The organism is Xanthobacter wiegelii (genome assembly GCF_043193855.2).
Taxonomy (GTDB): Bacteria; Pseudomonadota; Alphaproteobacteria; order Rhizobiales; family Xanthobacteraceae; genus Xanthobacter; species Xanthobacter flavus_A.
Map to the genome: position 1 here is coordinate 3,119,875 of NZ_CM195529.1, position 23,459 is coordinate 3,143,333.

Here is a 23,459-nt window from a genome sequence, read left to right on the forward strand (position 1 = left end):
GCGCCTCAGTTCCCGCGGAACATCGTGACGGCGGAGGGCTGGTAGCTCGACGGGATCGAGAAGCGCCGGTAGCGCTCCTCGCCTTCCGACACCGCCGTCGCGCGCTCGGCTTCGGACAGGGCCTGCGCCCGTCCATTGGCGGCCACCACCGCGGTGAGGTCGGAAAGCTGCTGCGCCTGGAGGGCCTGGAGCTGGTTGCCCGCCTGCATGGCCTGCAATGCGCCGGTCGCCGCCTGGCTCTGCCCGACGAGCGTCGAGGCCTGGGTGCGGCCGGTATCGAGATTGCCGACGACGCCCGCCTGCACCCGCAGCGCATCCTGGAGGCCGGCGACCGTGGTCTCCCAGCGGCTCTTGGCCTGGGTGACAAGGGCGGCATCCGAACTGCTCAGGGAGACGGAGCCGTACTGCCCCTGGAAGGCCCGGTCGATGGCGGTGACGTCATAGGCGATCTTCTGGGCCTGCCCGAGCAACTGCTGGGTGCGCTGGGCCGACTGCTGGAGGGCGCTGAGGGAGGAGTACGGCAGGCTCGCAAGATTGCGGGCCTGGTTGATCAGCATCTGCGCTTCGTTCTGCAGCGAGGTGATCTGGTTGGTGACCTGCTGCAGGGCGCGGGTCGCCTGAAGGAGGTTCTGCGCATAGTTGGAGGGGTCGTAGACCACGTACTGCGCGGCCGCCGGCGTCAGCGGGTAGAGAACGAGCGGCGCAGCGACGAGCGCTGCCCGCAGCATCGAGCGGATCATGAGCGTGTCTCCAGACTGTCGAGGGTGGGGATGAGGTCGGCGGCCCAGCCGAGGCCGCGATGCCGCAGCCAGGCGGCGAGGAAACCATCGCGCCCATGCTCGGCGAGGATCTGCGAGAGCGCGGCCTGATCGGTCTTGGACCCCGCGGCGCACAAGGCGACCGCCACCTGCGAGAGCCCGAGCTCGAACAGGCGGTTGCCGCGTCGGGACTGGCAGTAATAGTCCCGCTTCGGGGTAGCCCGTGCGAGGATCTCGATCTGCCGGTCGTTGAGGCCGAAGCGGCGGTAGATTGCGGTGATCTGGGGCTCCACCGCCCGCTCGTTGGGGAGCAGCAGCCGCGTCTGGCAGCTCTCGATGATGGCCGGGGCGATGGCCGAGCCGTCGATGTCGGAGAGGGACTGGGTGGCGAAGACGACGCTGGCGTTCTTCTTCCGCAGCGTCTTGAGCCACTCGCGGAGCTGGCCGGCGAAGCCCTGGTCATCGAGGGCGAGCCATCCCTCATCGATGATGATGAGGGTCGGAGACCCGTTGAGCCGGTCCTCGATGCGGTGGAACAGATAGGACAGCACGGCCGGTGCCGCGGTGGTGCCGATCAGCCCTTCGGTCTCGAAGGCCTGGACGAAGGCCTGCCCCAGGTGCTCCGCCTCGGCATCGAGCAGCCGGCCATGGGCGCCACCGATACAATAGGGGCGCAGCGCCTGTTTGAGATCGTTGGACTGGAGCAGGACGGCGAGGCCGGTGAGGGTCCGCTCCTCGACGGGAGCGGAGGCGAGGGAGGTGAGGGTCGACCAGATGTGCTCCTTCACCTCCGGGGCGATGGAAACGCCCTCGCGGGAGAGGATCGCCGTGATCCAGTCGGCGGCCCATGAGCGTTCGGCGAGATCATCCACACGGGAAAGAGGTTGGAGCGCGACGCTGTCCTCGCTCCCATCGGACAGGCTTCCGCCAAGGTCGTGCCAGTCGCCGCCCATGGCGAGGGCGGCCGCCCGGATGCTGCCGCCGAAGTCGAAGGCGAACACCTGGGATCCAGCGTAGCGCCGGAACTGCAAGGCCATCAGCGCCAGCAGCACCGACTTGCCGGCGCCCGTCGGCCCGACCACGAGGGTGTGGCCCACATCGCCAACGTGGAGGGAAAAGCGGAACGGGGTCGCCCCCTCGGTCTTGCCGTAGAACAGCGGCGGCCCGCTGAAATGCGCGTCCTGTGCCTCGCCCGCCCACACCGCCGACAGCGGGATCATATGGGCGAGGTTGAGGGTGGAGATGGGCGGTTGGCGGACATTGGCATAGACGTGTCCCGGCAAGCTGCCGAGCCAGGCATCCACGGCATTGATCGTCTCGACCATGGCGGTGAAGTCCCGGCCCTGGATCACCTTCTCCACCAGCCGCAGCTTCTCGTCGGCGATACGGGGATCGGCATCCCAAATCGTCACCGCGGCGGTGACATAGGCAATGCCGGCATGGTCGGCGCCGAGTTCCTGCAACGCGAGGTCGGCATCCTCCGCTTTGTTGGCGGCATCCGAATCCACCAGCACCGAGGCCTCGTTGGTCATCACCTCCTTGAGGATGGCGGCGATGGACTTGCGCTTGGCGAACCACTGCCGGCGGATCCTGGTGAGGAGCCGGGTGGCGTCGGTCTTGTCGAGCAGGATGGCGCGGGTCGACCAGCGATAGGGGAAAGCGAGCCGGTTAAGGTCGTCGAGGATCCCAGGCGTCGTTGCCGTCGGAAAGCCCACGATGGTGAGGACGCGCAGATGCTCAGCCCCGAGCATGGGCTCGAGCCCACCGGTGAGCGCCTGATCGGCGAGGAGCGCGTCGAGATACATGGGCGTATCGGGGATCCGGACCCGCTGGCGTCGGGTCGAGATGCAGCCGTGGAGATAGGTCAGGGTCTCGGCGTCATCGAGCCAGCGGCACTCGGGCATGAAGGCTTCGACGAGCCGCAGAATGCGATCCGTGCGATCAATGAACCCGCCCAGAGCCTCATGGGGATCGAGCCCTTTCCGCTCGCTGCGCTCATAGAGCCAGCTCTCGGCCCGCGCGGCATCCTCCACCGGCGGGAGCCAGGTGAAGGTCAGGAAATAGCTGGATTCGAAATGGCTGCCCGCCTCCGCGAAATCCGCCTTCCGCTCGGCATCTACCAGGGCTGACGCGGCTTCGGGAAAGACACTCGCAGGATAGGTGCCCGCCGCATGCCGCTGGGCCTCCACAAAAAGTGCCCAGCCGGAGCCGAGGCGGCGAAAGGCACTGTTGAGGCGCCCCGCCACCGCCACCAGCTCAGCCGGCACTGCGGAATCGAGGTCCGGCCCGCGGAAGCGTGCCGTCCGCTGGAAGCTGCCGTCCTTGTTGAGGACGACGCCAGAGCCGACCAGTGCCGCCCAGGGCAGGTAGTCGGCGAGCCGGCTGGCGTGACGCCGGTATTCTGCGAGGTTCATCATGGTGTGCCTCACTCAAACCGACAGATGACCGGGGATGCGCAGATGGCGGCGCACCACATCGACGAAGAGCGGATCGCGCTTGGCGGCCCAGACGGCGGCGAGATGGCCCACGGCCCCGACCGCGAGCCCCACGAGCCAGAGCCTCAGCCCCAGCCCGACAGCACCGGCGAGGGTACCGTTGAAGATGGCGATCGCCCGCGGCGCGCCGCCGAGCAGGATCGGCTCGCTCAAGGCCCGATGGACCGGGACGGAGAAGCCCGGCACCCCGCCAATATCGCCCGCCATCAGACCAGCGCTCCGCCGCTGAAGGAGAAGAAGGAGAGGAAGAAGCTCGAAGCGGCGAAGGCGATGGAGAGGCCGAACACGATCTGGATCAGTCGCCGGAACCCACCCGAGGTGTCGCCGAAGGCGAGCGCGAGGCCGGTGGAGATGATGACGATGACCGCGATGATCTTGGCGACGGGCCCCTGGATCGAATCCAGGATGGACTGCAGGGGTGTCTCCCACGGCATGGAGGAGCCGGAGGCGTGGGCCGCGGAGACAACACACACGCAGGCGGTGGCACCGGCCATGGCCTTCAGCAGCCGGCGGTAGAACGGGGGGAGCGTGAAAGTCACAGGGAGGTTCCTTCTTCGGAGGGAGCAGTGATGGGGATGACGCGGTAGTCGCCGTCGGGCCCGAGACCTTCGACGCGGGCCAGCTCGGTGAGGTGGCGCGCGCAGCCCCGGCCCGACAGCACGGCGATGAGGTCGATGGTCTCAGCGATCAGGGCGCGCGGGACCGTGACGACAGCTTCCTGGATGAGTTGATCGAGACGCCTCAAGGCCCCGATGGCGCTGCCGGCGTGGATGGTGCCGATGCCGCCGGGGTGGCCTGTGCCCCAGGCCTTCAGGAGGTCGAGGGCCTCGGCGCCACGCACTTCGCCGATGGGGATGCGATCCGGCCGCAAGCGCAGGGATGAGCGAACGAGGTCCGACAACGAGGCGACGCCGTCCTTGGTGCGCATCGCCACAAGGTTGGGGGCTGCGCATTGGAGTTCCCGTGTGTCCTCGATGAGGACGACGCGATCGGAGGTCTTGGCCACCTCGGCGAGGAGCGCATTGGTGAGCGTGGTCTTGCCGGTGGAGGTGCCGCCGGCGACCAGGATGTTGGCGCGGGAGGCAACGCCTTGGCGCAGGGCTTCGGCCTGCGCCAGCGATATGATGCCGGAGGCCGCATAGTCGTCGAGCGTGAACACGGCAACGGCCGGTTTGCGGATGGCGAAGGTCGGGGCGGCCACGACGGGAGGGAGCAGGCCTTCGAACCGCTCTCCCGTTCCCGGCAGCTCGGCTGACACCCGCGGGGCGCCGGCATGGACCTCGGCACCGATGTGGTGCGCAACGAGGCGGACGATACGCTCACCATCTGCAGCGGCCAGTCGCTCGCCTGTATCGCAAAGCCCTTCGGACAGCCGGTCAACCCACAGGCGCCCGTCCGGATTGAGCATGACCTCGACGACGGCAGGGTCTTCGAGAAGGCGGGCGATCACCGGGCCAAGTGCGGTGCGCAACATGCGCACGCCCCGTGTCAGGCCTTCCGAACTGTGAGGTGAAGTCGCCATCTCATCCCCGCGCTTGTCTGGGACGACGCAGACGCGCCCCAGACGGGGATGATTAAAAGAGCCGGAAATTGGGAGGGTTCAACAAGCCAATGCGGGCGTCGCGGTCTGGCGTGCAGATACTTGAGAACGGCGGGGGTGCTGATATTCAACTTTGGACGAGTTTCTGATCGCCTGGCGAAGGCTTTTTATGGACCATCGTGCAATCTCCGGTCGTGCAGGATACGTTGGCGTGGCCACGTCGAATTGCTAGTCCTGCAGCGATCGCCGGCATAATTTCTGACGCGCCTTCGGAGCCCTACGGCCGATGATCATCATAGAGGAAGCCTTGTCGACGAAGACCTCGCTCCAGAGGAACCCCTTCGCCATTCTGGGCGCCACAGCCAGGGACAACCGCAGCCGTCTCATCGAACTGGCTGACGAGGTTGCGTTGGTCGCGGATGGTGATGAGCCCGAGAAGGCGCAATCCGCCCTTTTGAACATCCGTACGCGACTTGCTGCGGAAATGGGATGGCTGCCCGGTGTCGCCCCCAAAAAGGCTACGGCCGTCATCGAGAACCTCTTGACCACGGCGCACAAAGCTACTGGAGAACTGCCCCCTCTTGCCCGCGCGAATGTCCTCTCGGCATTCGCACAGTCGAAGTCAGATACAGTGACGCCTCAGGAGGCCGCCTCAATCTTCTATCGGCTAGCCTTGGCCGTGGAGGACATCGATCTCGGCGACGTGCTGCGGGACATCAACGAGGATCGTTCGGTCGCTGGTTTTCCTCCCGTCCGCGACGAGGACGCGGTCCTAGAGGAGTTCGAAGCCAGGAAGGGCGAATACGGAAAGGCCATCAACTATATCCTTGACCGGCTCCCGAGCCGAACCCTTGTGAAGGTGATGGACGCTGTGGTCCAGAAGGGTACGAAGGAAGGTAGTGAGCACGCGCCTGCTTTCATTCAGGAGATCGTTGCTTCCTACGAGTTCGAGCTGCGCGGGTTCATTGAGGCCGAAAGCTCCAACGTCGAGAGGCTCGTGAAACGCGGTGTTGCCTTGGCGGACTTTGGGGAGGCGCACCTCATCCCCGTGATCGAGGAGATCAAGAAGGTAGCGACGAACTTCAACGAGATCGTCGGGCCTGCCCAGCTCGTGGCGAAGACGAACGGCATCGACCATGTCGCGACCCATAACCTGGCTATCGTGATCCGCGAGCTAGCGATCACACTCCACAACGAACATGGCTTTGTCGACGCGCCGGCTCGGATCGCCGTCGTTCTGAACGACCACTTCGGTCTCCTGGATACCGTCGCCGATCAAGTCGCGCAGGATCTTGCCTACCTCAAGGAGGCCGAGAAGGGTAAGAAGAAGTCGGAAGCGGAGCGCGCTGAGTTCGAGAGGGAGATAACCTACAGCGCCGAGATTGGCGCCATGTTCAAGGACAAGGTGAGCATCTCGCCCGACGGTGTATCCTGGCAAAACAATCGCATCGCCCTCGACGCGGTCACGCGGCTCAGATGGGGCGGGACGCGGCACTCGGTTAACGGCATCCCCACCGGCACGGCCTACGTGATTATGCTCGGTGACCGCCGCTCATCGTTCACCATCAACACCCGCAAGAACGATATCTACGGAAACCTCGTCGATCGCATATGGCGGGCGATCGGTGTCAGATTACTGCTTGAAGCCGCAGCCAGGCTTCGGGCAGGGGAAGCGATGCGGTTCGGGGGGGCCATCGTGCGCGACGACGGCGTCACCTTGGTGCGGCATAAGATGTTCGGCTCGAATGAGCCCGTGGTTCTGAGCTGGCATCAGGTCAACATCTGGTCACAGGACGGCAGCTTCTTCATCGGCTCACGGACCGACAAGAAGGTCTATGTCGGCATGTCCTACCAGAACGACGACAACATTCCCGTCCTCGAAAACCTTATTCGTGCTTTCTTCAACACGGGCAAGGACAAGATTTCTGAGATGTTCAACTGATCAGTGCCAACCTCCGACCTGCTCGGCGGCCTGCGATTGAAGCGTCGGGAGCATCGCCTCGACCTCCGAACGAGCGACCGTCATGTCCGATTGGCGATAGCGATAGCTGGCGCAGCGGGCGTTGTAATTATCGACCCGGGAGTTGAAATTTCGAATATGCGTGTCACGCGTGCGGTCGATGATCGTCTGCATGCGCTCGATTCGGATCCGTTCTGCAAGGCAATACTTGATCTCCCCGAGAGATAGGGGCTGGGTCTCACCGACCGGTGGAATCTTCATCGGCTCGGAAGTTCGCGCCGACGTTGGTAGCGGATTGGCCGGCGCCGTCGGCTTACTGGCGGGTCGCGGCGCGTAGTTCGAGGACTGCGGCCCCGAGTTTAGATACACCACGACGCAAATGCCGGCGGCGATGACCACCGCCCACGTCCTCCGGCTTCCAGTCCAGAACCCCGGGCCTGCCGGAGTATCGCTTTTAGGAGACCACGACTTCGAGGGCGCAGTATCGGAGGGCTTGGCGACAGTTTCGGCGCTCGGCGCAAGCCGCGGCTCGAGCGTCGGCTCTGGGGAAATTGTCGAAGCCAAAGCCGCCAGCCCTGCGAAGCCTCGAGGTGGTTCCTGATTTATACCGCTCACCAGAACCTCCTAAAGGAAACCAACACGCGGCTTCGGAGGCTCGCCGCTCTGCGGCAGAGCGTTAATGGCATTCGCGAAGCATGTGTCGTCTATCTTGTCCATACGCGCGCGCGCGGCACGCCTCGCGGCTTCCCGAACCACAAAGGCGGTGTCGGAAAGCGGCCGCCCAGCCAATCGGGACGCGTAGACTTCAAGGGTCACGTCCTCTGTGAGCGGCACCCCCTCGAGGAGCGTCCGCAATAGATCAAGCATCTCCGTCTTTTCGGCATAATCGACCTTCACGATATGGTCGAAGCGACCGCGCCTAAGGACCGCAGGATCGATCATGTCGACGCGGTTTGTCATCCCGACGACAAGCACGCCCGCCTTGATTGCCTCTGGGATCGCTCGCAGGAACTCGGCGATTTCCTCGATCCTATGCTGACCGCCGCCCGCATCGCGCTCTGAGAGGAACGCATCCATCTCGTCGATCACGATCACGGAGGGCGCCGCGGCGATCGCGGCTTGGAACAATTGTCCCACCTTGCGACTGGTCTCGTGAATGAAGGGGCTCGCGACGCTCTCCGCGTCCACGGCGAAATACGGCCAGCCGAGGTGGGCAATGAGCCGCTCGACGGCGACCGTCTTCCCGCAGCCCGCCGGCCCTTCTAAAACGATTGCACCTGGATTTTCGATGCCGAGTGCGGCGTAATGGGATCGGTTGTGCACGATGTCGACGACGTGGTCGTTGAAAAAGTTCTCAAGCGCTGAGCGGCCCGGCAGGCGGAAACGTCCCTCGGTCCCCCCATTCCCTTCGCTCCGTGCAATCGAAACGTCGTCCATACCGCTGCTTGGGACCGGAATAGCGCCTGTGGGTTCCAACCCGGCCGCGCGGATCACGTCGGCCAGTTGCTCAACGGACATCCACGAGAGCAGGTTTTGAATCCCGGACATGGGATTGACCGACACGCGCAGCCCTCCTGTCAGCCACGAGCCTAAAACGAGTTCGTCGACCAGGAGCGCATCCTCGGTACATGCCGGAAGTATCCGCGACAGCTTTTCCACGTAGAGCCCGTGTCCAAGCGAGCCATCCGGATAGCGGACGCGAGTCTCGCGCAGGGAGGTCGCGAACGACAGTGCTTCCACCTTGTTTCGTGGCGAAGCACACTGATCGAGCGGCGCCAGCGAAAACGAAGGCTCGTTCAGGATAGCGCCCATCTCATTGGAGCCGAACCGGATCCTCAGCACATCGGCTTCGTCGAGAAGCCTATTCCCCAGCCAGCCTCGGAGCAGCTCGCCGCGCATCAGGAGCAACCGATCCTCGCCGTCCGCCTTCACGATCTGCCAGTCCTTTCCGGATAGCAGCACGCTACCGGCCTTCGCGCGGCCAGCGATGTCGAAGCCGATCGGGAGCCAGGCATCCAGGGGCATGTCAGGCCGACACGATGTTGGTGGTCGCTATGAGATCGTCCGCCTCCGCGGAGATGATCCTGATCCCGTCGAGGCCCTGAAGCACCGCTCGGAGCCTCTCGACGTCATTCGCGGAGATCGCGCGGAGGCCTTCGGCGACGAGGCGCTCGAACATCTTCCCGTCGGTGAATAGATGGGGGGTGGAAGCGTAGAGCTTGAAGCGGTCCACGATGAACCAATCCTGGCGGCGGAGAATCGCGCCTATCTTTCCGCGAAGTTCCTGGAGGTTGGCCTCGAACGCATGTCCCAGCGTGCTGATGAGGCGTTCCGTGGCCGCGTGCAAGGCCTCGAAGGAGCTGATCTCCGCCGGCTTCGCCACGGGCTTGATTTCCTGGAAGAACTCAACGAGGCGATCCAACTCCATGCGACGGATGACACGGAAGTTTGATTTGCGAGCGGAAGCCAGCAGGCTTTTGGCTTTCTGGACATTTTCCAATGCTTGCTTGGCAACGTGAGGATCAGTCTCCTGCTCGTTGATTGCAGCCGCTAGCTCCAGCTTCTCTCGCGCATCCAAGAGTGCAGGATCGTCGATCTTGGCGGAGATATCAGCAAGCTGTCCGGCCGCCTTGGAGGCATCGTCCAGAATGCGCTTGGCGGCTCGGCTGTAATCGATCATTCCGGAGGCGCGGGAATAGAAGTTTTTGTTGCTCTGGAACGCCCCACCGATGGCAGGGATTTCCACTTGGAGATCGATATTTCCGCCGTCGCCAATCTCATAGGTAAGAATGAGCTCGGCACCCGCGGGAATGACGCCGTCGTCGAAGTCGTTACCAGAGACCTCGAACAGGCCGACGAAGGTATTGTCCGAGACGGGGTGATCGATATCGCCCTCCCAGATCTTGAACTTCAACGAGCCCGGTGTGCCAGCGCGGAGCGATTCGGTCGCTTTGAAGCGCTGGACGCCTCGGGCCGGCAACTGGTCACCGGCCTTCACGAGATAATGGAGCTTGGCGACGTCGCTGATGGTGTCTCGAACCTCGACGCTGATAGAATGAGAGGCGGGGATGGCGTCGATGGTGGCGGCCGTCCGCGTGATGACGATGCGATCCTGCGCCAGCGTGAGCGGGCCTCCTGCGGGATCGAAGACGAACATCTTGAAGGTGTTTTCGCCCTGGTTTGAGAGTGGCACCTCCATGATGGCGCCATTCTTGATCTCCGCACGACCCGAGGACCAGCCGGTGTCCAAGCTGTCGACCTGGAACGATGAGCCAGGCGCCGCGGCGGATCCGAGCTTCAGCGCAATCTTCGCCTTCTGGTCAGGGGTTCTCGCGACGTAATTCACTGTCAGGTCCAATGTCGAACCGACACTGACAGTCCCCCTCGAACTCTTGCGGCCTCGGCTATGTGTGCTCCAGTCGATGGCCTCGGCGAAGATGGCGGCTCCGGTGGCGACCGCCGTCATTGGGTTCACGTCCGTCGATGGCGCGATGCCAAGTTCGAATGCGACGCGCTCGCGAAGCGGCTTGTATTGGGTGGGACCGCCAACGAAGACGATGCGTTCAATGTCGTGTGGTGTCAGACCCGCATGCTCGATGGTGTCCCGCGCCGCTTGGACAGACTCCTTGATCTTGCCTTCGATCAGGCCGCCCAACTGATCTCGGGTGATGTTGACGTCGAGATAAATCTCGGTTCCCGCCAGATCCCTGCACCCGCACTCGGTCTCCTGAGCGCCGATCACCGCGTTGTCGCGACTGGACAGCTCGATCTTGGCCTTCTCCACCGCTCGCTCGGCAACGCGCCGGAGCAGCTTATATTCGGAACGGGTCGCAAATCCCTCCGGAAGCTCGAAGGTCCCCTGGAGCCATGGCATGACGAGATTATCGACGATCATGCGATCGAAGTCGCGGCCGCCGCACATCTGGATGCCCCCCTGTCCGAGCAGGCTCACGCGTCCGCCGATGCTTTGGGCGATGGCGATGTCCAAGGTGCCACCGCCGAGATCGTAGATCAGGAAGATGCCATCACCCTGTCGACTGCGCATGACGCTCATCACTGCGGCGACGGGTTCCTGCATCAACGCCACCTTGCCGAGCCCCGCTGCACGCGCGGCCTCGATCGTAGCGTCCTTCTGCATCTGGTTGAAGGCCGCGGGCACGGTGATGACGGTGGCGACGTTCTCGTCGTTGCGGATATGTTCTGGAAGGTATCCAAATAAGGTACGCAGGATCTCGGAGGAGCATTCCTCCGGCGTCATCGCGATCCCTACCGCGGGTAGGTTGATCGGAGTCAACGTGCCAATGAGCCTCTTGAACAGCATCGCGGTGCTGTCCGAGTTGCGAGGTGCATTTTCGTAGGCCCGCTGCCCGACATAACGATTGCCGCGCCGGTCAATCGCGATCGCGGACGGTGTCACGTCATTCTGCTCCGGGCTCTTGTAGAGGTGGACGATCTTACCGTCGTAGGAGCAGATCGCGCTGTTCGTGGTGCCCAAATCGATGCCGACGTAATAGCTCATCATCCCACTCTCTTCAGCCTGACCGTACCCATGCGAAGCAGGCCGGAGGAATTCATCACGATCGGATCGATGGTCTCAGCGACGACCAACGTATCTTCCGGTCCAAACTCGTCGATATTGAGCGCCGTCGCGGCTGTGCCGGTGTCGTATTGCTGACCTTCCAAGTTCACCAAGCGCATGCCAGACGCTTCGAGGCAGCTTTCCACCTTACAGATGAAATATCTATGCTGGTTCGTGAACCGCGACGCCTCCATCGGATCCAACTTAGCCAGGGCTCTTCCGAAGAGCCGCTGGAAACGCCAGCTTTCCAGCGCGAGCTCCAAGAGCGCGTCTTCGGCGCGATTGGCCGGTTGATTGGGATCCATTGGTTCTTCCGTATTACGAGATAGTTTTGGATCGTCCTGAATCCAAGTGCAGCGAGTTTCACGCGCAAATTGTATGGGATGCGAATTCCGCCGCAACTCCCTATCAGCATCCTTGACGTTGGCGCTAGGGCCGTAAGTTGAGAGACTGCCCTTTCTGCGCTTTTCGTCGGTTGTATCAAGGCTGCTCTCTGGCACGAGCGGGTCTTCAAGCGAGCCTCTGCCAAGGCGCGCTCCTGGCGCACAGTGCTCGCAGTCACGGTGTGGGAGCGGCTTGGTCTTCCGTAACCTCCTGAATGAGCTTCGGTCCCTTCGCGAGGCGCCGACCGAGCGCGGCGACGAAGGCCTCATAGCGTTCCCCCGCCTTGGCCCTGGCTGCCTGGGCCGCGGGCTCGGGCAGGGCCGGCGTCGTGGTGAGCCAGAAACGGATGAACACGGCCAAAGTCTCGACCGAGATGCCGACGTCGCGCTCCATCCGCGTCATCCGTCTGTCCAGCAGATCCAGGCGCTTGGCGATCGCGGCTTCGCGTCGTTCGGCGGCGTCGGGAGACAGGAACGATGCGATGGCAGCCTCGGCGACCAGCGACTGAGGCTGGTCCCGGCGCGCAGCGTAATCAGCGAGCAAGGCCATGGTGTCCGGTTCGAGATAGACAGTGATCTGCGCCTTCTTTTTGCGCGGAGCCATCGCCGTCACAGCTCCATGCCGTCGCGGGGGTCGAGCGAGACCTGACGCGCCACACCCTGCATGACGCGCGTCATGCGGCTGTTTCGGGCGACGTCGTCCTCACTCTCGTCCGCGAGGTCGATCTCGAACTCGTTCTGCGGTAATGCAAGCTCCTCGACCGAAGCCACCCGAGCCAGCTCCGGCTGGTGTCGGCGCTCCGACCCGGTCGTGTCCTCATCATCCCTTCCCTGCACCATCAGGCTCAGTTGCGAGGGTGCGGGCAACGGCAACACGGTCCAGTCGTCGGCGCGCTGCTCGTTGGGTTCTGCAAGCAGAGGTGGCTGCAGGATTCGCTCCCGGAAGCGCGCATCCTCATAGTACCGCGCCTTCTTCGCCCGGATCGGCGGCGTGCCGGCGACCATGACGATCTCGTCGGCGGGTGGAAGCTGCATCACCTCACCCGGCGTGAGGAGCGGGCGGGCCGTCTCCGAGCGCGACACCATCAGGTGGCCGAGCCAGGGCGAGAGCCGGTGGCCGGCATAGTTCTTCATGGCCTTCATCTCGGTGGCGGTGCCGAGGGCGTCGGAGACACGCTTGGCGGTGCGCTCGTCATTGGTGGCAAAGCTCACCCGCACATGGCAGTTGTCGAGGATCGAATTGTTCGGGCCATAGGCCTTCTCGATCTGGTTCAGGCTCTGCGCGATCAGGAAGCTCTTGAGCTCGTAGCCCGCCATGAATGCGAGGGCGCTCTCGAAGAAGTCGAGCCGCCCCAGCGCCGGAAACTCGTCCAGCATCAGGAGGAGCCGATGGCGGCCGGCCTTCGCCTGCAGGTCCTCGGTGAGGCGACGCCCGACCTGGTTCAGGATCAGGCGGATCAGAGGCTTGGTGCGGTTGATGTCGGACGGCGGCACGACGAGATAGAGGGTGGTCGGCTGCCGGTGCGCTACAAGGTCGGCGATGCGCCAATCGCAGCGCCGGGTCACCTTGGCGACCACCGGATCGCGATAGAGCCCGAGGAAGGACATGGCGGTGGAAAGAACGCCGGAGCGCTCGTTCTCCGACTTATTGAGAAGCTCCCGTGCCGCGCTGGCGATCACCGGATGAGGACCCGTCTCGCCGAGGTGCGGCGTCGTCATCATGGCGGCGAGTGTCGCCTCGATGGGGCGCCTGGGGTCGGAGAGGAAGACGGCGACGCCGGCGAGGGTCTTGTCGCGCTCGGCATAGAGCACATGGAGAATGGCGCCGACGAGCAGAGCGTGGCTGGTCTTTTCCCAGTGGTTGCGCTTTTCCAGTGAGCCCTCAGGGTCGACCAGGATATCGGCGATGTTCTGGACGTCGCGGACCTCCCACTCCCCGCGGCGGACCTCCAGCAGCGGATTGTAAGCGGCCGATTTCACATTGGTGGGGTCGAACAGCAACACGCGCCCGTGCCGTGCCCGGAAGCCGGCGGTGAGCTGCCAGTTTTCGCCCTTGATGTCGTGGACGATGGCAGAGCCTGGCCAGGTGAGGAGCGATGGGACGACGAGGCCCACGCCCTTGCCCGACCGGGTGGGCGCGAAGCACAGGACGTGCTCGGGCCCGTCATGGCGCAGATAGTCCCCTCCATGGCGGCCGAGCACTACCCCGTCGGATCCGAGAAGACCGGCTGAACGGATCTCGTCCGGCTCGGCCCAGCGGGCGGAACCGTAGGTCTCGACCCGCTTCGCCTCCCGGGCCCGCCAGACCGACAGGCCGATGGCGATCGCAATGGACAGGAACCCGCCCGAGGCCGCGATGAAGGCGCCTTCTGTGAAAATCTCCGGCGCATAGGCATCGTAGAAATACCACCACCAGAAGAAGGCCGGCGGGTGATAGACGGGCCAGTACCCCAGCACGAACCAGGGTGAGCCGAGTTGGTCCTGGAAGCCCAGCCGCCAGGCGACATATTCCGTCGCCCCCCAGGTGGTGGCGAGCACGATGGCGAAGACTGCGAGGATCTGGCCCCAGAGGATCTTGGTCGCGGACATGCGGCGGTCCTTTTGCGCTTGAGGTCAGAGGCCGAGGCCGCGCTTGCGGCCGAAGGACCAGTCGATGCCACCATCGGACCGGGTGACACCGGAGACGTGCTTGCCGAGCTGCTTCTCGAGCGAGGGCGTCCAGGGCACGAGCTGGAAGCCGAGGCCGTCGTCGATCATGGCGAAGCGGCCTGAGGCCAGGGCGAAGCGCTGGCGATAGGTGCCGGTGACGTACTCACCAGTCCCGGCACGTTTGAAAGGCTGCCCGTTCCCGGCGGCGAGCCGCTCGCCCAGTGCGCTTATCTCCTGCCGGCGCAACGTCTCGATGAGGTCGCGAGCGAAGACGATGTGTTGGCCCTGACGCTGGGCGAGGCCTTCGGCGACCAGATGTGCAGCACGGCGGTCCTTGGCGTCCCGCACATCGCCGCCGAAGCCGTTGTCGGAGAGGGAGGTGGGCTCGCGGGCGAGCGCCTGCCGGTCGAGCCAGGTGGCGCCGGCTGCCGTGACCTGTCGCTCGATGTCGAGGTCCGAGCGGACCGCCAGCGCGGCCCGCTGTTGGCCCCGGGCATCCTCGAACCTCCTCAGCTCGACGATGGAGCCCGGAGCGCAATCGCCTGCCGAATCGAGGTCGGGCAGCCGGATGTGATGGGTGCGTCCATCGACGCCATCGACCACGGCATAGGCGGATCCCTTCAACTCGTCGTCGAGCCCGCGATCGACCAGGCGGCCGATGATAGGTGCATCGAGGCGCTCACCGGAAAGCACATAGCTTGCTGTACCGCGCTCGATGCCCTGCGCGGTCAGGGCCCGGTGTATCCGCTTGATGATGTCACCGCGCTCGCCCAGCGCGCGGAGCGTCGCTTCGGCCTTCTCGTCGATCACCCACTGGCCGGGGCCGACCTGATCGGCGAAGCCGAGGGTTTCGAGCTTGCGCAGTCGCCCGACCTTCAGGGCATGGAACCCGTCCGGCTGGCGATCGGCATGGGGCGCGACGTCGATCACGCCGGTCTCGTGCTGGTCCCGGACCAGTTGACGGTCGAGCTGCGTCCACCTCTCCGCCTCCACTTGCCGCTCGATGGCGCGGCGGATGTCGAGGTCGGTGTGCGGCCCCAGCTCCTGGGTGACCAGATCCTGTGCGCGGGCGCGCATGCCCTCCTTGATGTAATCGCGGGAGATGACGAGGTCCTGGCCGTCGTCGGTCTGGCCACGCACCAGGATGTGCAGGTGGGGATTGTCGGTGTTCCAGTGATCGACGCCGACCCAGTCGAGTTTGGTGCCGAGGTCCGTCTCCATCTGGCCGACGAGGTCGCGGGCGAAGGATCGAAGGTCGGCCATGTCCGCCGCGTCCTCGGGCGACACGATGAAGCGGAAGTGGTGCCGATCGTCGGCGCATCGCTCCGCGAAGGCGCGGCCATCCCCCTCCTCGGCGCCCGGCCCGAACAGGCGGGCCTTCTCTCCATCCCGGGTCACACCCTCCCGGTGCAGATAGCTGAGGTGAGCCGAGAGGGGCGTAGCCCGCGCCGTGTGCCGGACCACGCGGGTCTTGATCACCACGATGCGCGAGAGCCCAGTGAGCAGTCGGTTGGCGACGATGCTTGCCGTCCGGCCACGGCCGAAATGCGAGCGCGCGCCGGGCGAGATGCGGCCGGATCGGGAGACGTGCCCGCCAGCCTTCTGGGCCGCGGCGAGGGCCTGGGCGATGAAGGGACGGGACCTCTGGGCACGGGACGAGCGGATGCGGCCGGGCCGGACGCGAAACTCGTGCTCATCGGCCATGGCTCGGCTCCGCAAGGTGCGAGGAGACCAGAAAAACCAGAGACTTGAGCCACGGCGACAAGTTGCCAGTCGGAGGCGCAAGGTGCGAAGCGCCGGAAATTCCCAAACAAAAACAACCGCCAGACCGAAGCGCACCTTGCGCCCTTTTATCTCGCCCTCCTAATCGGTCGTATTTCCACTGCTCTTGCGGACATCGTCGTTCATCCTTCCCGATGCGAGAATATACTATGCTGTTCGCCACGGCACGCCTCCGCTCGCGGGCTTCGAGTTCCGATGCGCCTTGCACTCCTCCGCGCTCTGCGACGGGGTGTTCCGGCTGCACGTCGGCAGCGCTCGAACCGTCGCGGCGCACTTTTCCATCGGATTGACGGAGCATCGTCACAGGCAATCGAGCGCGGTCCGGCCGTCTTCCGATCGGCACAGCCGCAGGCAAGATAACGTGCGTTCCGTCGGTCCTGGTCTGCATCGGTCCTCATCCGCCGAGGGCGGATCTCCATGTTCAGAATGGCGTCCGTCAGCTGCGGGCGCGCTGCATGTCTCGTGTCAGCAAGTTGCTCATCGGTGGGCTCCCAGGAGCTTGCGATCCTTGGTGTGCGCCCGCTGCGCGGCGTCGGCAGTGCTCGCTGCCGGATCGCCGAGATAGAAGGTGCCGTCGCTCCACATGGCGTGCATGATGACGGCCAGTTTGCGGGCCACGGCGACGCACGCCTTGCGATGGCAGGAGCGCTTGGCGATCTCCTGGCCCCAGGCCTTCACCTTGTCCTTGCCCTTGAAGCGGGTCAGCAGTCCCGATGCCGCCTCGTAGAGCGCGCGGCGCACATCAGAGTCCCCAGCCTTTGAGATACGCCCCTGCACGTCGATCGATGTGCCCGACTGCCATCGCCTGGACGTCAGCCCGAAATAGGCGGCAACGTCGCGCGAGCGGCGGAAGCGGGACGGGTCGTCGATCGCCGTCATGAAGCTGAGCGCCGTCACCGGCCCGACGCCTGGGATCGCCATGAAGCGCCGGCACAGCTCGCTTTGCGCCACCAGCTTCACGACGAGATCGTGCAGCCGGCAATACTCCTTCCACAGCGCGGCGCGCGCCGACAGCATGGCGTCCATGAGCTCGCAGGACAGCGGATCGTCGGCCACCGCCTCCCGCACCGCCTGGTCGAACTTGCCGCGCGAGGTGCCACCGAGCTTGATCCCGAAGCTCTTCAGCGAGTGGCGGATGGCGTTCTCGAGATCGAGGAACTTGCGCTTCAGGTTGCGTCGATGCGTCAGCAGCAGGCGCATCCGGTAGCAGCTTTCCGTCTTCACGTGCGCCTGGCGGAACCAGCCTGTGCGCATGATGTGGGCGATCCCGAGGGCGTCCGCTGCGTCGGTCTTGTTGCGCTGGGCCGACATCGCGGCCCGCACATGCTGCGTCTCCAGGCAGATCGCCGGCAGGCCGAGCTTCTTGAGCTCGGGATGGAGCCAGGGCGACAGCGAGCCGGCCTCGTGGCCGACACGCTTCAATCGCCCAACGAAGGGCTTCAGCACCGCCAGCAACGCCTCCGGCTCGGTCGCCACCTTCACCGTCAGATGTACTTCACCGCGATCATCGACGACGCACACCGCCGTCTCCTCGATGGCCACGTCCAGCCCGCAAAAGAAGTCCATCACCCGCCTCCTGCGTTGCGTAACGCGGGAGATTTTACCGGGCGGCGAAGCTGTTGGTGGCGCGCTCTTCGGCGGGGAACCGTCCTGCCGATTACGGGCGGCAATCGGACGGTTGTGTCCTGCGTCTCCCATCCCGCCCCTCGCCTGAACACGAGAGGCCCCGCCAATCTGCGAATGAGCCCGGTCGTGGTCATTGCACGCCTCCAGAGCCGCCACGGGCGACGAACAGGCCAGCAGACTGCGGAACGATGGCCGAGATATCGCGCACGTCAGGTGTCGGCTGAGCATGATCCGTTGACATTGGATCTGCCGCTGACGTGCGCACTGGCTGCACGGCGAAGATCGGAGCTTGAGCCCAGGAGGGTGTCTCGACCGCCGGCGGAGAGGGTGATTTCGGCGCGGAAGGTTCGGCTTCGCCGCGCGCGATGTCCGGCGCCAACTTGTCGACGTAAGCGCGCGTCTCCGGGGGCAGCGGGCGTCCCTTCCGAGAGGCCTCGTAGCGGCCCGGCCCCGCATTGTAGGCGGCGAGGAAGCCAGGATTGCCGTAGCGATCGAACAACTCCCGCAGGTAGGCCGCACCCGCCATGATGTTGTCGTGCGGGTCGTAGGGGTCGTCGCCGAGGCCATAGTGGACACGCAGTTCAGCCCAGGTCTGCGGCATGATCTGCATCAGCCCCATGGCGCCTTTTGGCGAGGTAGAGCGCGCGTCGCCGTCGCTTTCGGCGCGCATGACGGCCCGGATCCAGGCTGCGGGAATGTCGAAACGCTCCACCGCTTCCGCGATGAAGTCGGCGTAGCGATCGCTTGACGACGGCGGGTTTTGTGGCCCTCGTGTTTCCGCCGCCATGGCTGTCATTGACCAGCCGCAGAGCACTCCGGAAAGGAGAAGAAGGACCAGCGCACGAGGGCAAATGAGCACGCGCATCGGTCCGCACGCGCCATCACAGGCGCGCAAAAACAGTCTCGTCCGCGGCATGACGGCCTCTCGACGTGTGATGAAGGTGAAGATGGTCGGTCGCCCTCAGCGCGTCGGCGCACGCCAGACGAAGTGCCCATCGCCGGCCTCATCGGTGTAGAGCGGCACGGCGCGGCCGATCACGGTGCTGGCGGGCAGTGGCCCGAAATACCGCCCATCGAGACTGTCGGGCACATCGAAGTTCATGAGGAAGAGCTCGCCGTGGGCGATGCGACGGCATCCGCGCCAGACCGGCAGGGGACGTCCCATGCGGTCGCGCTCCAGCGCCTCACCGTAAGCCACGCCATCGACGGTGATGGTGCCGTCTTTGCGGCAGACCTCCTGCCCGGGAAGCGCCGCCACGCGCTTCATCAATGGGACGCCGGCGCCCACATAGGCGCGCTCCACCAGGAAGCGGGCGAGCGCTGCCGGCGGCGTGATGGCGAGGAGGTCCATGACATCGAGCCTGCGCGCGGGCTCGATTTCGTAGAGCCCGACGGGCGCGCTGGCGGAGACGTTCCACACCAGCTTGAGCGGTGTCGGAACAAAGGCGGCCGCCGCCGCCCCCATCACCGAGAAATACGTCACCATGACATAGCCGAAGCGGGTCATTCTTCGCACTCCCGCCGCTTGAGCCACGCGTGATGGCGCTCAGTCGTGTAGGCGCGGGGCATGTGGCCGGCGATCAGGCGGTTGTGGACGTGCCGCCAGTGGTCGGGGGCGACATCCGCGCCGTTGACGCCGATGGCCTCGACGGCATCCACGTGCTGGAGCACTTTCTCGACCTTCGGCCAGCCGTCGGCGCGCAGCAGGATCTCTCCGCCGGGACGCACGAAGGGCAGCGTCTGGTAGGCCTCGCCGGGTGCGACGGCGCGCACGATGTCGATGCGCGACACCACGGTGCCGAAGTCGTTTGCAGCCCAGCGGACGAAGGCGAAGATGGAGTTCGGCGCAAACGATACGATGCGGCGGCTACGGTCGAGAGTTTGTGCCTGCGCAGGCCGGCCGAAGCGGATCCAGTTCTCGATCCGCTTCTCGATCCAGGTCAGCTCCACATGGGTGAGCGGGTCTGGGGTCGGCGCGGCGGGTGATGGGGCGATGGGTTTGGGAACAGAGGATGGCACCGGCGGGCTCATCATGAGGCCTCTCCTGATGTCGGGGGAAATTCTCGGGCGAGGAGATCGCGGAGCATGTCCGCGACGGTCTGGCCGCGACCGAAGGCGGCGATCTTGATGCGCCCGCGCAGGTCGGGCGTGACGTCGATGGTGAGCCGCGCGGTAAAGCCGCCGGTGACGTCATTTGACGTCTTCGCCTCCGCAGCCTTGATCCACTGCTCCGGATCAGCCGGCCGCGCGGCGAAGCCCTTGCGGGTCGGCGGTGCGCTCATGGTAGGCGTCCATAACCGGCGAGACCGACGATCTCCGCCGCCAGCGCCGTGATCTCGCGCGCAGCCGGGCCACGTTCGTCCAGCTCGCTGACGAGCCGCCCGGACTGTGCCGACATGGCGAAGGCGACGCGCTGGCCAATGGTGGTCGCGAGCACGGGCGGATCGTGATCCGCCAGCGTCTCGGCCGTCTCACGGGCGAGCACGGTGCGGGCACCGCAGCGGTTCAGCACGAACCGCGCAGCAAGCGCCGGTCGGTAAATGCGCGCCTCATTGAGGAGCGCGAGCATCTCCGCGGAGGCCCAGCCATCGAGCGGCGATGGCTGCGCCGGGATCAGCACGAGGTCGGCGGCGAGGAGCGCCGAGCGCATGAGGCCGGCGACGCGGGGCGGCCCGTCGATGACCACATGGTCGGCATCCCGCGCCAGCTCAGGGGCCTCCCGGTGCAGCGTGTCACGGGCGAGGCCGACGACGCCGAACAGGCGCGGCAAGCCCTCGCGGCTGCGCTGCTGCGACCAGTCGAGGGCCGAGCCCTGAGGGTCCGCATCGATGAGGGTCACGCGCCGGCCGCGGCTCGCCCAGGCGCCGGCAAGGTGCAGGGCAAGCGTCGTCTTGCCGACTCCGCCCTTCTGATTGAGCAGCGCGACGATCATCGACGGCCTCCCGATGCGTTCGCGGGAGGCAGATCGGCTACGGGAAGAGGTTCTGGCGCCTGAAATCCGTCTTTACGGAAAGACGGAAGACCCTCATCCTTAGAGGTGCGCAGATGGGCAGCTTTTTGGGCCGGCTGAGCGCGGTTATCCACATCGCCCGCGCGCCTTTTAAAGTTAGACTCTATGTTAGAGTCTAAGTTAAGAGCGCGATTTTGCGTTTTCGGGCTTAGGGTTAACCCCTGTTTCGGTTCCTGAAAGCACGAGGGGCCGGTTCCTGATGGCACGTGGCACCGGGTTCCCGATGGCACGAAGGGATTCACAGGTTGTCCACAGGCCGGCTCGAAGGCGAGCAGCGTGCGCGCACCCGCGTCACACTCCAGAAACAGGGTGTAGCCGGGCAGCGGCTGGCGGCGGATGATGTCCCGCAGCTCGAAGGCGAAGCGCTTGAACGGCGAGAGGCTACCGGACTTGAGGTGCAGGTGGCGGAAGTCGAAGCGCCAGCCGTTGTGCTGGCGGCCGCCGTGCTTGCGCACCAGCCGGTAGAGCCAGCGGTCGAGCCCGCCCGTCAGGTCGAAATAGGCCCGGTCGATGGTGAGAACGAGGGCATCTTCGAGAATGGCGCAATAGAACCAGTCAGGAACGATGAGCTCGATTCCCGCGGGTCTGCCATCCCGGTCGGTGCGCTCCTTCCACTCGTTGATCCAGGAGAAGCGATGGCGCCGTCCCTCGGCCCGCTGGCGGATCGAGGTGGACACGGTTGTGGATTGCAGCCGGTCGAGCGCCGCCTTCAGGCGCTGGTAGTCCCGCAGCGAGGTGCCGCGCCCCACGAACCTGAGGATCTCATAGGGGGTGGCGACCATGAAGCGCGACGTGCGCAGGCCAGCGTCGCGGGCCTCCACGATCTGGCTCGCCGCCCAGATCAGGATGTCGGCGTCCCAGATGGTCGCCATGCCGTGGTCAGGCACGGCCTCGACCCGGATGGAGACATCGCCGGCGGCAAAATCGATGGGCGCGATACGATGGGTCTTGGAGAGGGAGAAGAAGGGATAGGCCATGAGATCCTGCGCATCCCGTGGCGCGAACGCGCCGGGAAGCGCGCGGAACAGATCGAGCTGTCCGCGCTCCGGCTGGGAGCGATGCCGCGCCGCCATGGAGAAGGGTTCCGATCAGCGTGCGAAACGGTGGGGCTCGACAACGCCGGGCAGGGCGTGGCGCTTGGCCGGCAGCACGCAGCCGCGCGGATCGGAGGTGGAGGTGACGGCGCCACGGGCGACCCAGGCCTGCAGGTCCTCGATGGCATAGACGACGCGTCCGCCGAGCTTGCGATAGCCGGGTCCGGTTCCGTAGGTGCGGTGCTTCTCGAGCGTGCGGGGCGAGAGGCTGAGGAAGACGGCGGCTTCCTTGGTGCGCAAGTAGCGTGGCGGCAGCGGGACAGCGTCGGGTCGCATGGATCGAACCTCCGTGGGCGATCTCGGGCCGCTGGTCATCAGCGGCGGATGGCGATCACGGTGGCGAAGGGCAGCCGTCGAGGGGGATGGGGAAGTTGAGGGGGGCGAAAATCCCCACCCTCAGGATGCCGACGATGCGGCTATGGTCTTCTGCGATGACGCAGGAGCCTGAGATAGCCGCCGCCGATCATGGCGAGGCCGCCTTTGACGAGGCCGATGACCTTGTCGCGCAGCGCCGAGGTTTTCCAGGGCTCGGATGCCACGCGCTTGTGGCTGTAAAGGAAGATGGCGATGTCGCGATAGCTGGCGCCGTTCGCCCGACCATCGGCCGCCAGCATCATGGTGCGCAGCCGGCCACGCTGCTGCGCGGTGATGCGGGTGTCGGGGATCGCCGGCCGACCCTCGACAGCGCGCCAGAAGCGGGTCAAGGCCTCCACCCGTCCAATGGTGTCCGCGTCCAGCGGGATCAATGCCGCCAGCGGCGCGTCGGGGCGAGTCCCGGTCAGCAGCAGCACCTGCGCGGCATGAGGTGCCGAACCATGGACCCAGTATCGTCCCTCGGTGCTATCGCGCGGCGCAACCATGCCGCCGAACGACACGCTGGGCGCGCCCGGAAGAAACGCGGGCTGTTGGGCGAGAAGCACGATGGCCGGATCGACAACCGGCGACCACGGGACGTTCTGTTCCACAGCGGAGAGAGATGGCCGCGCGGCGAAATCGCAGCCCCCAGCGTTGCTCCACCTCCCGGGGGAGCGGGTCGGCGTCCGAGCCGGCCTTCACGAGGGACTGGTAGTGTTCCTGGTAGGTCTCGTCCCGGCGCAGGCATTCCCAGGCGAGGCCCTCCACCGACAGCGTGTCGAAATAGACGTAGCTGGCATCCTCTCGCCAGCGCGATGTATCGGGCTTCATCACTCGTCTCCGCATCCAGCGTGCGTGTCGAGTGAGGACAATCTGGGATTGAGAATACTGGGGGAAGTCTGCCAGGGAGCATCGCGTGATGCCGCAGCCGCATCACCCCTGCAAACGGGCTGCAACGTCAGACAGGGCGGTGGAGGAGGTCCTTGTAGCCGCTGGAGGCCACCCATCGGGCCCGGGCCAGATGGCTGTCATGGACATGACGGGCACGTTCGGACTCCCGAGCCGCGTCGATGCCGAACAGCACCGAGGCGATCTCCTCCCAGCCGGCGCCATCCGCCGTGGCGTCCAAAAGGCGCGCATAGAGCTTGATGTGCGCTCGGTCGTAGTCGGTGAGCTCGGAAGCGGACGGAGCGGTGTCTGCAAACGCGTCGGTCATGTCACCCCCCGTT

The 23,459-nt window shown here is 65.2% G+C and carries 24 protein-coding genes; 1 reads left to right on the top strand and 23 read right to left on the bottom strand.

Annotation, left to right across the window (positions count from 1 at the left end; all coding sequences use genetic code 11):
* Window positions 1–5 precede the first annotated feature (5 nt).
* The 5 genes from trbJ to trbB are packed head-to-tail and all read right to left on the bottom strand — an operon-like array spanning window position 6 to window position 4,775.
* Window positions 6–740, bottom strand: a complete 735-nt coding sequence (trbJ, locus tag V5F63_RS14440) for a P-type conjugative transfer protein TrbJ (RefSeq protein ID WP_394004100.1) — start codon at window positions 738–740, stop codon at window positions 6–8.
* Entirely contained in the window at window positions 737–3,175 is a 2,439-nt protein-coding gene (trbE, locus tag V5F63_RS14445; RefSeq protein ID WP_394102927.1) for a conjugal transfer protein TrbE, read from the bottom strand. The genes trbJ and trbE overlap by 4 nt, the downstream gene beginning before the upstream one ends.
* A 12-nt stretch (window positions 3,176–3,187) precedes the next feature.
* Window positions 3,188–3,460: a VirB3 family type IV secretion system protein gene (locus V5F63_RS14450; RefSeq protein WP_394004104.1), complete on the bottom strand. Its 273-nt coding sequence runs from the start codon at window positions 3,458–3,460 to the stop codon at window positions 3,188–3,190.
* Window positions 3,460–3,747 (bottom strand): TrbC/VirB2 family type IV secretion system protein, encoded by a 288-nt coding sequence (locus tag V5F63_RS14455; RefSeq protein WP_394004123.1) that lies wholly within the window; start codon window positions 3,745–3,747, stop codon window positions 3,460–3,462. The genes V5F63_RS14450 and V5F63_RS14455 overlap by 1 nt, the downstream gene beginning before the upstream one ends.
* Window positions 3,748–3,788: 41 nt before the next feature.
* Window positions 3,789–4,775: a P-type conjugative transfer ATPase TrbB gene (trbB, locus tag V5F63_RS14460; protein ID WP_394004106.1), complete on the bottom strand. Its 987-nt coding sequence runs from the start codon at window positions 4,773–4,775 to the stop codon at window positions 3,789–3,791.
* A gap of 304 nt (window positions 4,776–5,079) precedes the next feature.
* On the opposite strand from trbB, the gene V5F63_RS14465 reads away from it, so the two are divergent.
* Window positions 5,080–6,735 carry a pentatricopeptide repeat-containing protein gene (locus V5F63_RS14465; protein WP_394076404.1) on the top strand — a complete coding sequence of 552 codons (1,656 nt, stop codon included), beginning with the start codon at window positions 5,080–5,082 and terminating at the stop codon, window positions 6,733–6,735.
* On the opposite strand, the gene V5F63_RS14470 is transcribed toward V5F63_RS14465, so the two are convergent.
* The 18 genes from V5F63_RS14470 to V5F63_RS14555 form a co-directional block, all read right to left on the bottom strand.
* A complete protein-coding gene (locus V5F63_RS14470) occupies window positions 6,736–7,152 on the bottom strand; it encodes a hypothetical protein (protein ID WP_394076406.1) in 417 nt (138 codons plus the stop codon).
* Between the two features lie 225 nt (window positions 7,153–7,377).
* Window positions 7,378–8,778, bottom strand: coding sequence for an ATP-binding protein (locus tag V5F63_RS14475; RefSeq protein ID WP_394004112.1), 1,401 nt, complete (start codon window positions 8,776–8,778; stop codon window positions 7,378–7,380).
* 1 nt (window position 8,779) lies between these two features.
* Window positions 8,780–11,272, bottom strand: coding sequence for an Hsp70 family protein (locus V5F63_RS14480; RefSeq protein ID WP_394076408.1), 2,493 nt, complete (start codon window positions 11,270–11,272; stop codon window positions 8,780–8,782).
* Complete coding sequence (locus tag V5F63_RS14485; protein WP_394004116.1) at window positions 11,272–11,832, bottom strand: hypothetical protein; 561 nt, start codon at window positions 11,830–11,832, stop codon at window positions 11,272–11,274. The genes V5F63_RS14480 and V5F63_RS14485 overlap by 1 nt, the downstream gene beginning before the upstream one ends.
* Window positions 11,833–11,890: 58 nt before the next feature.
* Window positions 11,891–12,319, bottom strand: coding sequence for a CopG family transcriptional regulator (locus V5F63_RS14490; protein WP_394076410.1), 429 nt, complete (start codon window positions 12,317–12,319; stop codon window positions 11,891–11,893).
* 5 nt (window positions 12,320–12,324) lie between these two features.
* The gene (locus tag V5F63_RS14495) at window positions 12,325–14,304 is read right to left on the bottom strand and encodes a conjugal transfer protein TraG (protein WP_012115976.1); all 1,980 of its coding nucleotides are present in this window, start codon (window positions 14,302–14,304) and stop codon (window positions 12,325–12,327) included.
* A 24-nt stretch (window positions 14,305–14,328) separates the two neighbouring features.
* Window positions 14,329–16,068, bottom strand: coding sequence for a relaxase/mobilization nuclease domain-containing protein (locus V5F63_RS14500; RefSeq protein WP_012115977.1), 1,740 nt, complete (start codon window positions 16,066–16,068; stop codon window positions 14,329–14,331).
* Window positions 16,069–16,623: 555 nt separating this feature from the next.
* Window positions 16,624–17,712: an IS110 family RNA-guided transposase gene (locus V5F63_RS14505; RefSeq protein WP_012112611.1), complete on the bottom strand. Its 1,089-nt coding sequence runs from the start codon at window positions 17,710–17,712 to the stop codon at window positions 16,624–16,626.
* 190 nt (window positions 17,713–17,902) lie between these two features.
* Window positions 17,903–18,637, bottom strand: coding sequence for a lytic transglycosylase domain-containing protein (locus V5F63_RS14510; protein WP_149578529.1), 735 nt, complete (start codon window positions 18,635–18,637; stop codon window positions 17,903–17,905).
* A gap of 96 nt (window positions 18,638–18,733) precedes the next feature.
* Window positions 18,734–19,279: a S26 family signal peptidase gene (locus V5F63_RS14515; protein WP_149578523.1), complete on the bottom strand. Its 546-nt coding sequence runs from the start codon at window positions 19,277–19,279 to the stop codon at window positions 18,734–18,736.
* Complete coding sequence (locus tag V5F63_RS14520) at window positions 19,276–19,806, bottom strand: DUF2840 domain-containing protein (protein ID WP_373878253.1); 531 nt, start codon at window positions 19,804–19,806, stop codon at window positions 19,276–19,278. Before V5F63_RS14520 ends, V5F63_RS14515 begins: the two co-directional genes overlap by 4 nt.
* Window positions 19,803–20,054: a hypothetical protein gene (locus tag V5F63_RS14525; protein ID WP_149578524.1), complete on the bottom strand. Its 252-nt coding sequence runs from the start codon at window positions 20,052–20,054 to the stop codon at window positions 19,803–19,805. The genes V5F63_RS14520 and V5F63_RS14525 overlap by 4 nt, the downstream gene beginning before the upstream one ends.
* Entirely contained in the window at window positions 20,051–20,704 is a 654-nt protein-coding gene (parA, locus tag V5F63_RS14530; RefSeq protein ID WP_149578525.1) for a ParA family partition ATPase, read from the bottom strand. The genes V5F63_RS14525 and parA overlap by 4 nt, the downstream gene beginning before the upstream one ends.
* Window positions 20,701–21,855: a replication initiator protein A gene (locus V5F63_RS14535; protein WP_149578526.1), complete on the bottom strand. Its 1,155-nt coding sequence runs from the start codon at window positions 21,853–21,855 to the stop codon at window positions 20,701–20,703. Before V5F63_RS14535 ends, parA begins: the two co-directional genes overlap by 4 nt.
* A 15-nt stretch (window positions 21,856–21,870) precedes the next feature.
* On the bottom strand, window positions 21,871–22,152 hold the full coding sequence (locus V5F63_RS14540; RefSeq protein ID WP_149578527.1) for a helix-turn-helix transcriptional regulator: 282 nt from the start codon (window positions 22,150–22,152) through the stop codon (window positions 21,871–21,873).
* Window positions 22,153–22,292: 140 nt separating this feature from the next.
* Window positions 22,293–22,796, bottom strand: a complete 504-nt coding sequence (locus tag V5F63_RS14545) for a DUF2285 domain-containing protein (RefSeq protein WP_309298308.1) — start codon at window positions 22,794–22,796, stop codon at window positions 22,293–22,295.
* Window positions 22,717–23,076, bottom strand: a complete 360-nt coding sequence (locus tag V5F63_RS14550; RefSeq protein ID WP_309298307.1) for a transcriptional regulator domain-containing protein — start codon at window positions 23,074–23,076, stop codon at window positions 22,717–22,719. The genes V5F63_RS14545 and V5F63_RS14550 overlap by 80 nt, the downstream gene beginning before the upstream one ends.
* Before the next feature lie 112 nt (window positions 23,077–23,188).
* Window positions 23,189–23,446, bottom strand: a complete 258-nt coding sequence (locus V5F63_RS14555) for a DNA -binding domain-containing protein (protein ID WP_149578528.1) — start codon at window positions 23,444–23,446, stop codon at window positions 23,189–23,191.
* Between the last annotated feature and the right edge of the window lie 13 nt (window positions 23,447–23,459).

Excerpts from the sequence above, each read along its gene's own strand:
- V5F63_RS14455 (WP_394004123.1), bottom strand. The coding sequence starts at position 3,747 with ATGGCCGGTGCCACCGCCTGCGTGTGTGTTGTCTCCGCGGCCCACGCC.
- V5F63_RS14490 (WP_394076410.1), bottom strand. The coding sequence starts at position 12,319 with ATGGCTCCGCGCAAAAAGAAGGCGCAGATCACTGTCTATCTCGAACCG.
- V5F63_RS14480 (WP_394076408.1), bottom strand. The coding sequence starts at position 11,272 with ATGAGCTATTACGTCGGCATCGATTTGGGCACCACGAACAGCGCGATC.
- V5F63_RS14475 (WP_394004112.1), bottom strand. The coding sequence starts at position 8,778 with ATGCCCCTGGATGCCTGGCTCCCGATCGGCTTCGACATCGCTGGCCGC.
- V5F63_RS14535 (WP_149578526.1), bottom strand. The coding sequence starts at position 21,855 with ATGGCGGCGCGGCATCGCTCCCAGCCGGAGCGCGGACAGCTCGATCTG.
- V5F63_RS14450 (WP_394004104.1), bottom strand. The coding sequence starts at position 3,460 with ATGGCGGGCGATATTGGCGGGGTGCCGGGCTTCTCCGTCCCGGTCCAT.
- V5F63_RS14515 (WP_149578523.1), bottom strand. The coding sequence starts at position 19,279 with ATGACCCGCTTCGGCTATGTCATGGTGACGTATTTCTCGGTGATGGGG.
- trbJ (WP_394004100.1), bottom strand. The coding sequence starts at position 740 with ATGATCCGCTCGATGCTGCGGGCAGCGCTCGTCGCTGCGCCGCTCGTT.
- V5F63_RS14505 (WP_012112611.1), bottom strand. The coding sequence starts at position 17,712 with ATGGACTTCTTTTGCGGGCTGGACGTGGCCATCGAGGAGACGGCGGTG.
- trbB (WP_394004106.1), bottom strand. The coding sequence starts at position 4,775 with ATGGCGACTTCACCTCACAGTTCGGAAGGCCTGACACGGGGCGTGCGC.
- V5F63_RS14520 (WP_373878253.1), bottom strand. The coding sequence starts at position 19,806 with ATGATGAGCCCGCCGGTGCCATCCTCTGTTCCCAAACCCATCGCCCCA.
- V5F63_RS14500 (WP_012115977.1), bottom strand. The coding sequence starts at position 16,068 with ATGGCCGATGAGCACGAGTTTCGCGTCCGGCCCGGCCGCATCCGCTCG.
- V5F63_RS14540 (WP_149578527.1), bottom strand. The coding sequence starts at position 22,152 with ATGCGACCCGACGCTGTCCCGCTGCCGCCACGCTACTTGCGCACCAAG.
- trbE (WP_394102927.1), bottom strand. The coding sequence starts at position 3,175 with ATGATGAACCTCGCAGAATACCGGCGTCACGCCAGCCGGCTCGCCGAC.
- V5F63_RS14555 (WP_149578528.1), bottom strand. The coding sequence starts at position 23,446 with ATGACCGACGCGTTTGCAGACACCGCTCCGTCCGCTTCCGAGCTCACC.
- V5F63_RS14510 (WP_149578529.1), bottom strand. The coding sequence starts at position 18,637 with ATGCGCGTGCTCATTTGCCCTCGTGCGCTGGTCCTTCTTCTCCTTTCC.
- V5F63_RS14550 (WP_309298307.1), bottom strand. The coding sequence starts at position 23,076 with ATGCGGAGACGAGTGATGAAGCCCGATACATCGCGCTGGCGAGAGGAT.
- V5F63_RS14465 (WP_394076404.1), top strand. The coding sequence starts at position 5,080 with ATGATCATCATAGAGGAAGCCTTGTCGACGAAGACCTCGCTCCAGAGG.
- V5F63_RS14495 (WP_012115976.1), bottom strand. The coding sequence starts at position 14,304 with ATGTCCGCGACCAAGATCCTCTGGGGCCAGATCCTCGCAGTCTTCGCC.
- parA (WP_149578525.1), bottom strand. The coding sequence starts at position 20,704 with ATGATCGTCGCGCTGCTCAATCAGAAGGGCGGAGTCGGCAAGACGACG.
- V5F63_RS14525 (WP_149578524.1), bottom strand. The coding sequence starts at position 20,054 with ATGAGCGCACCGCCGACCCGCAAGGGCTTCGCCGCGCGGCCGGCTGAT.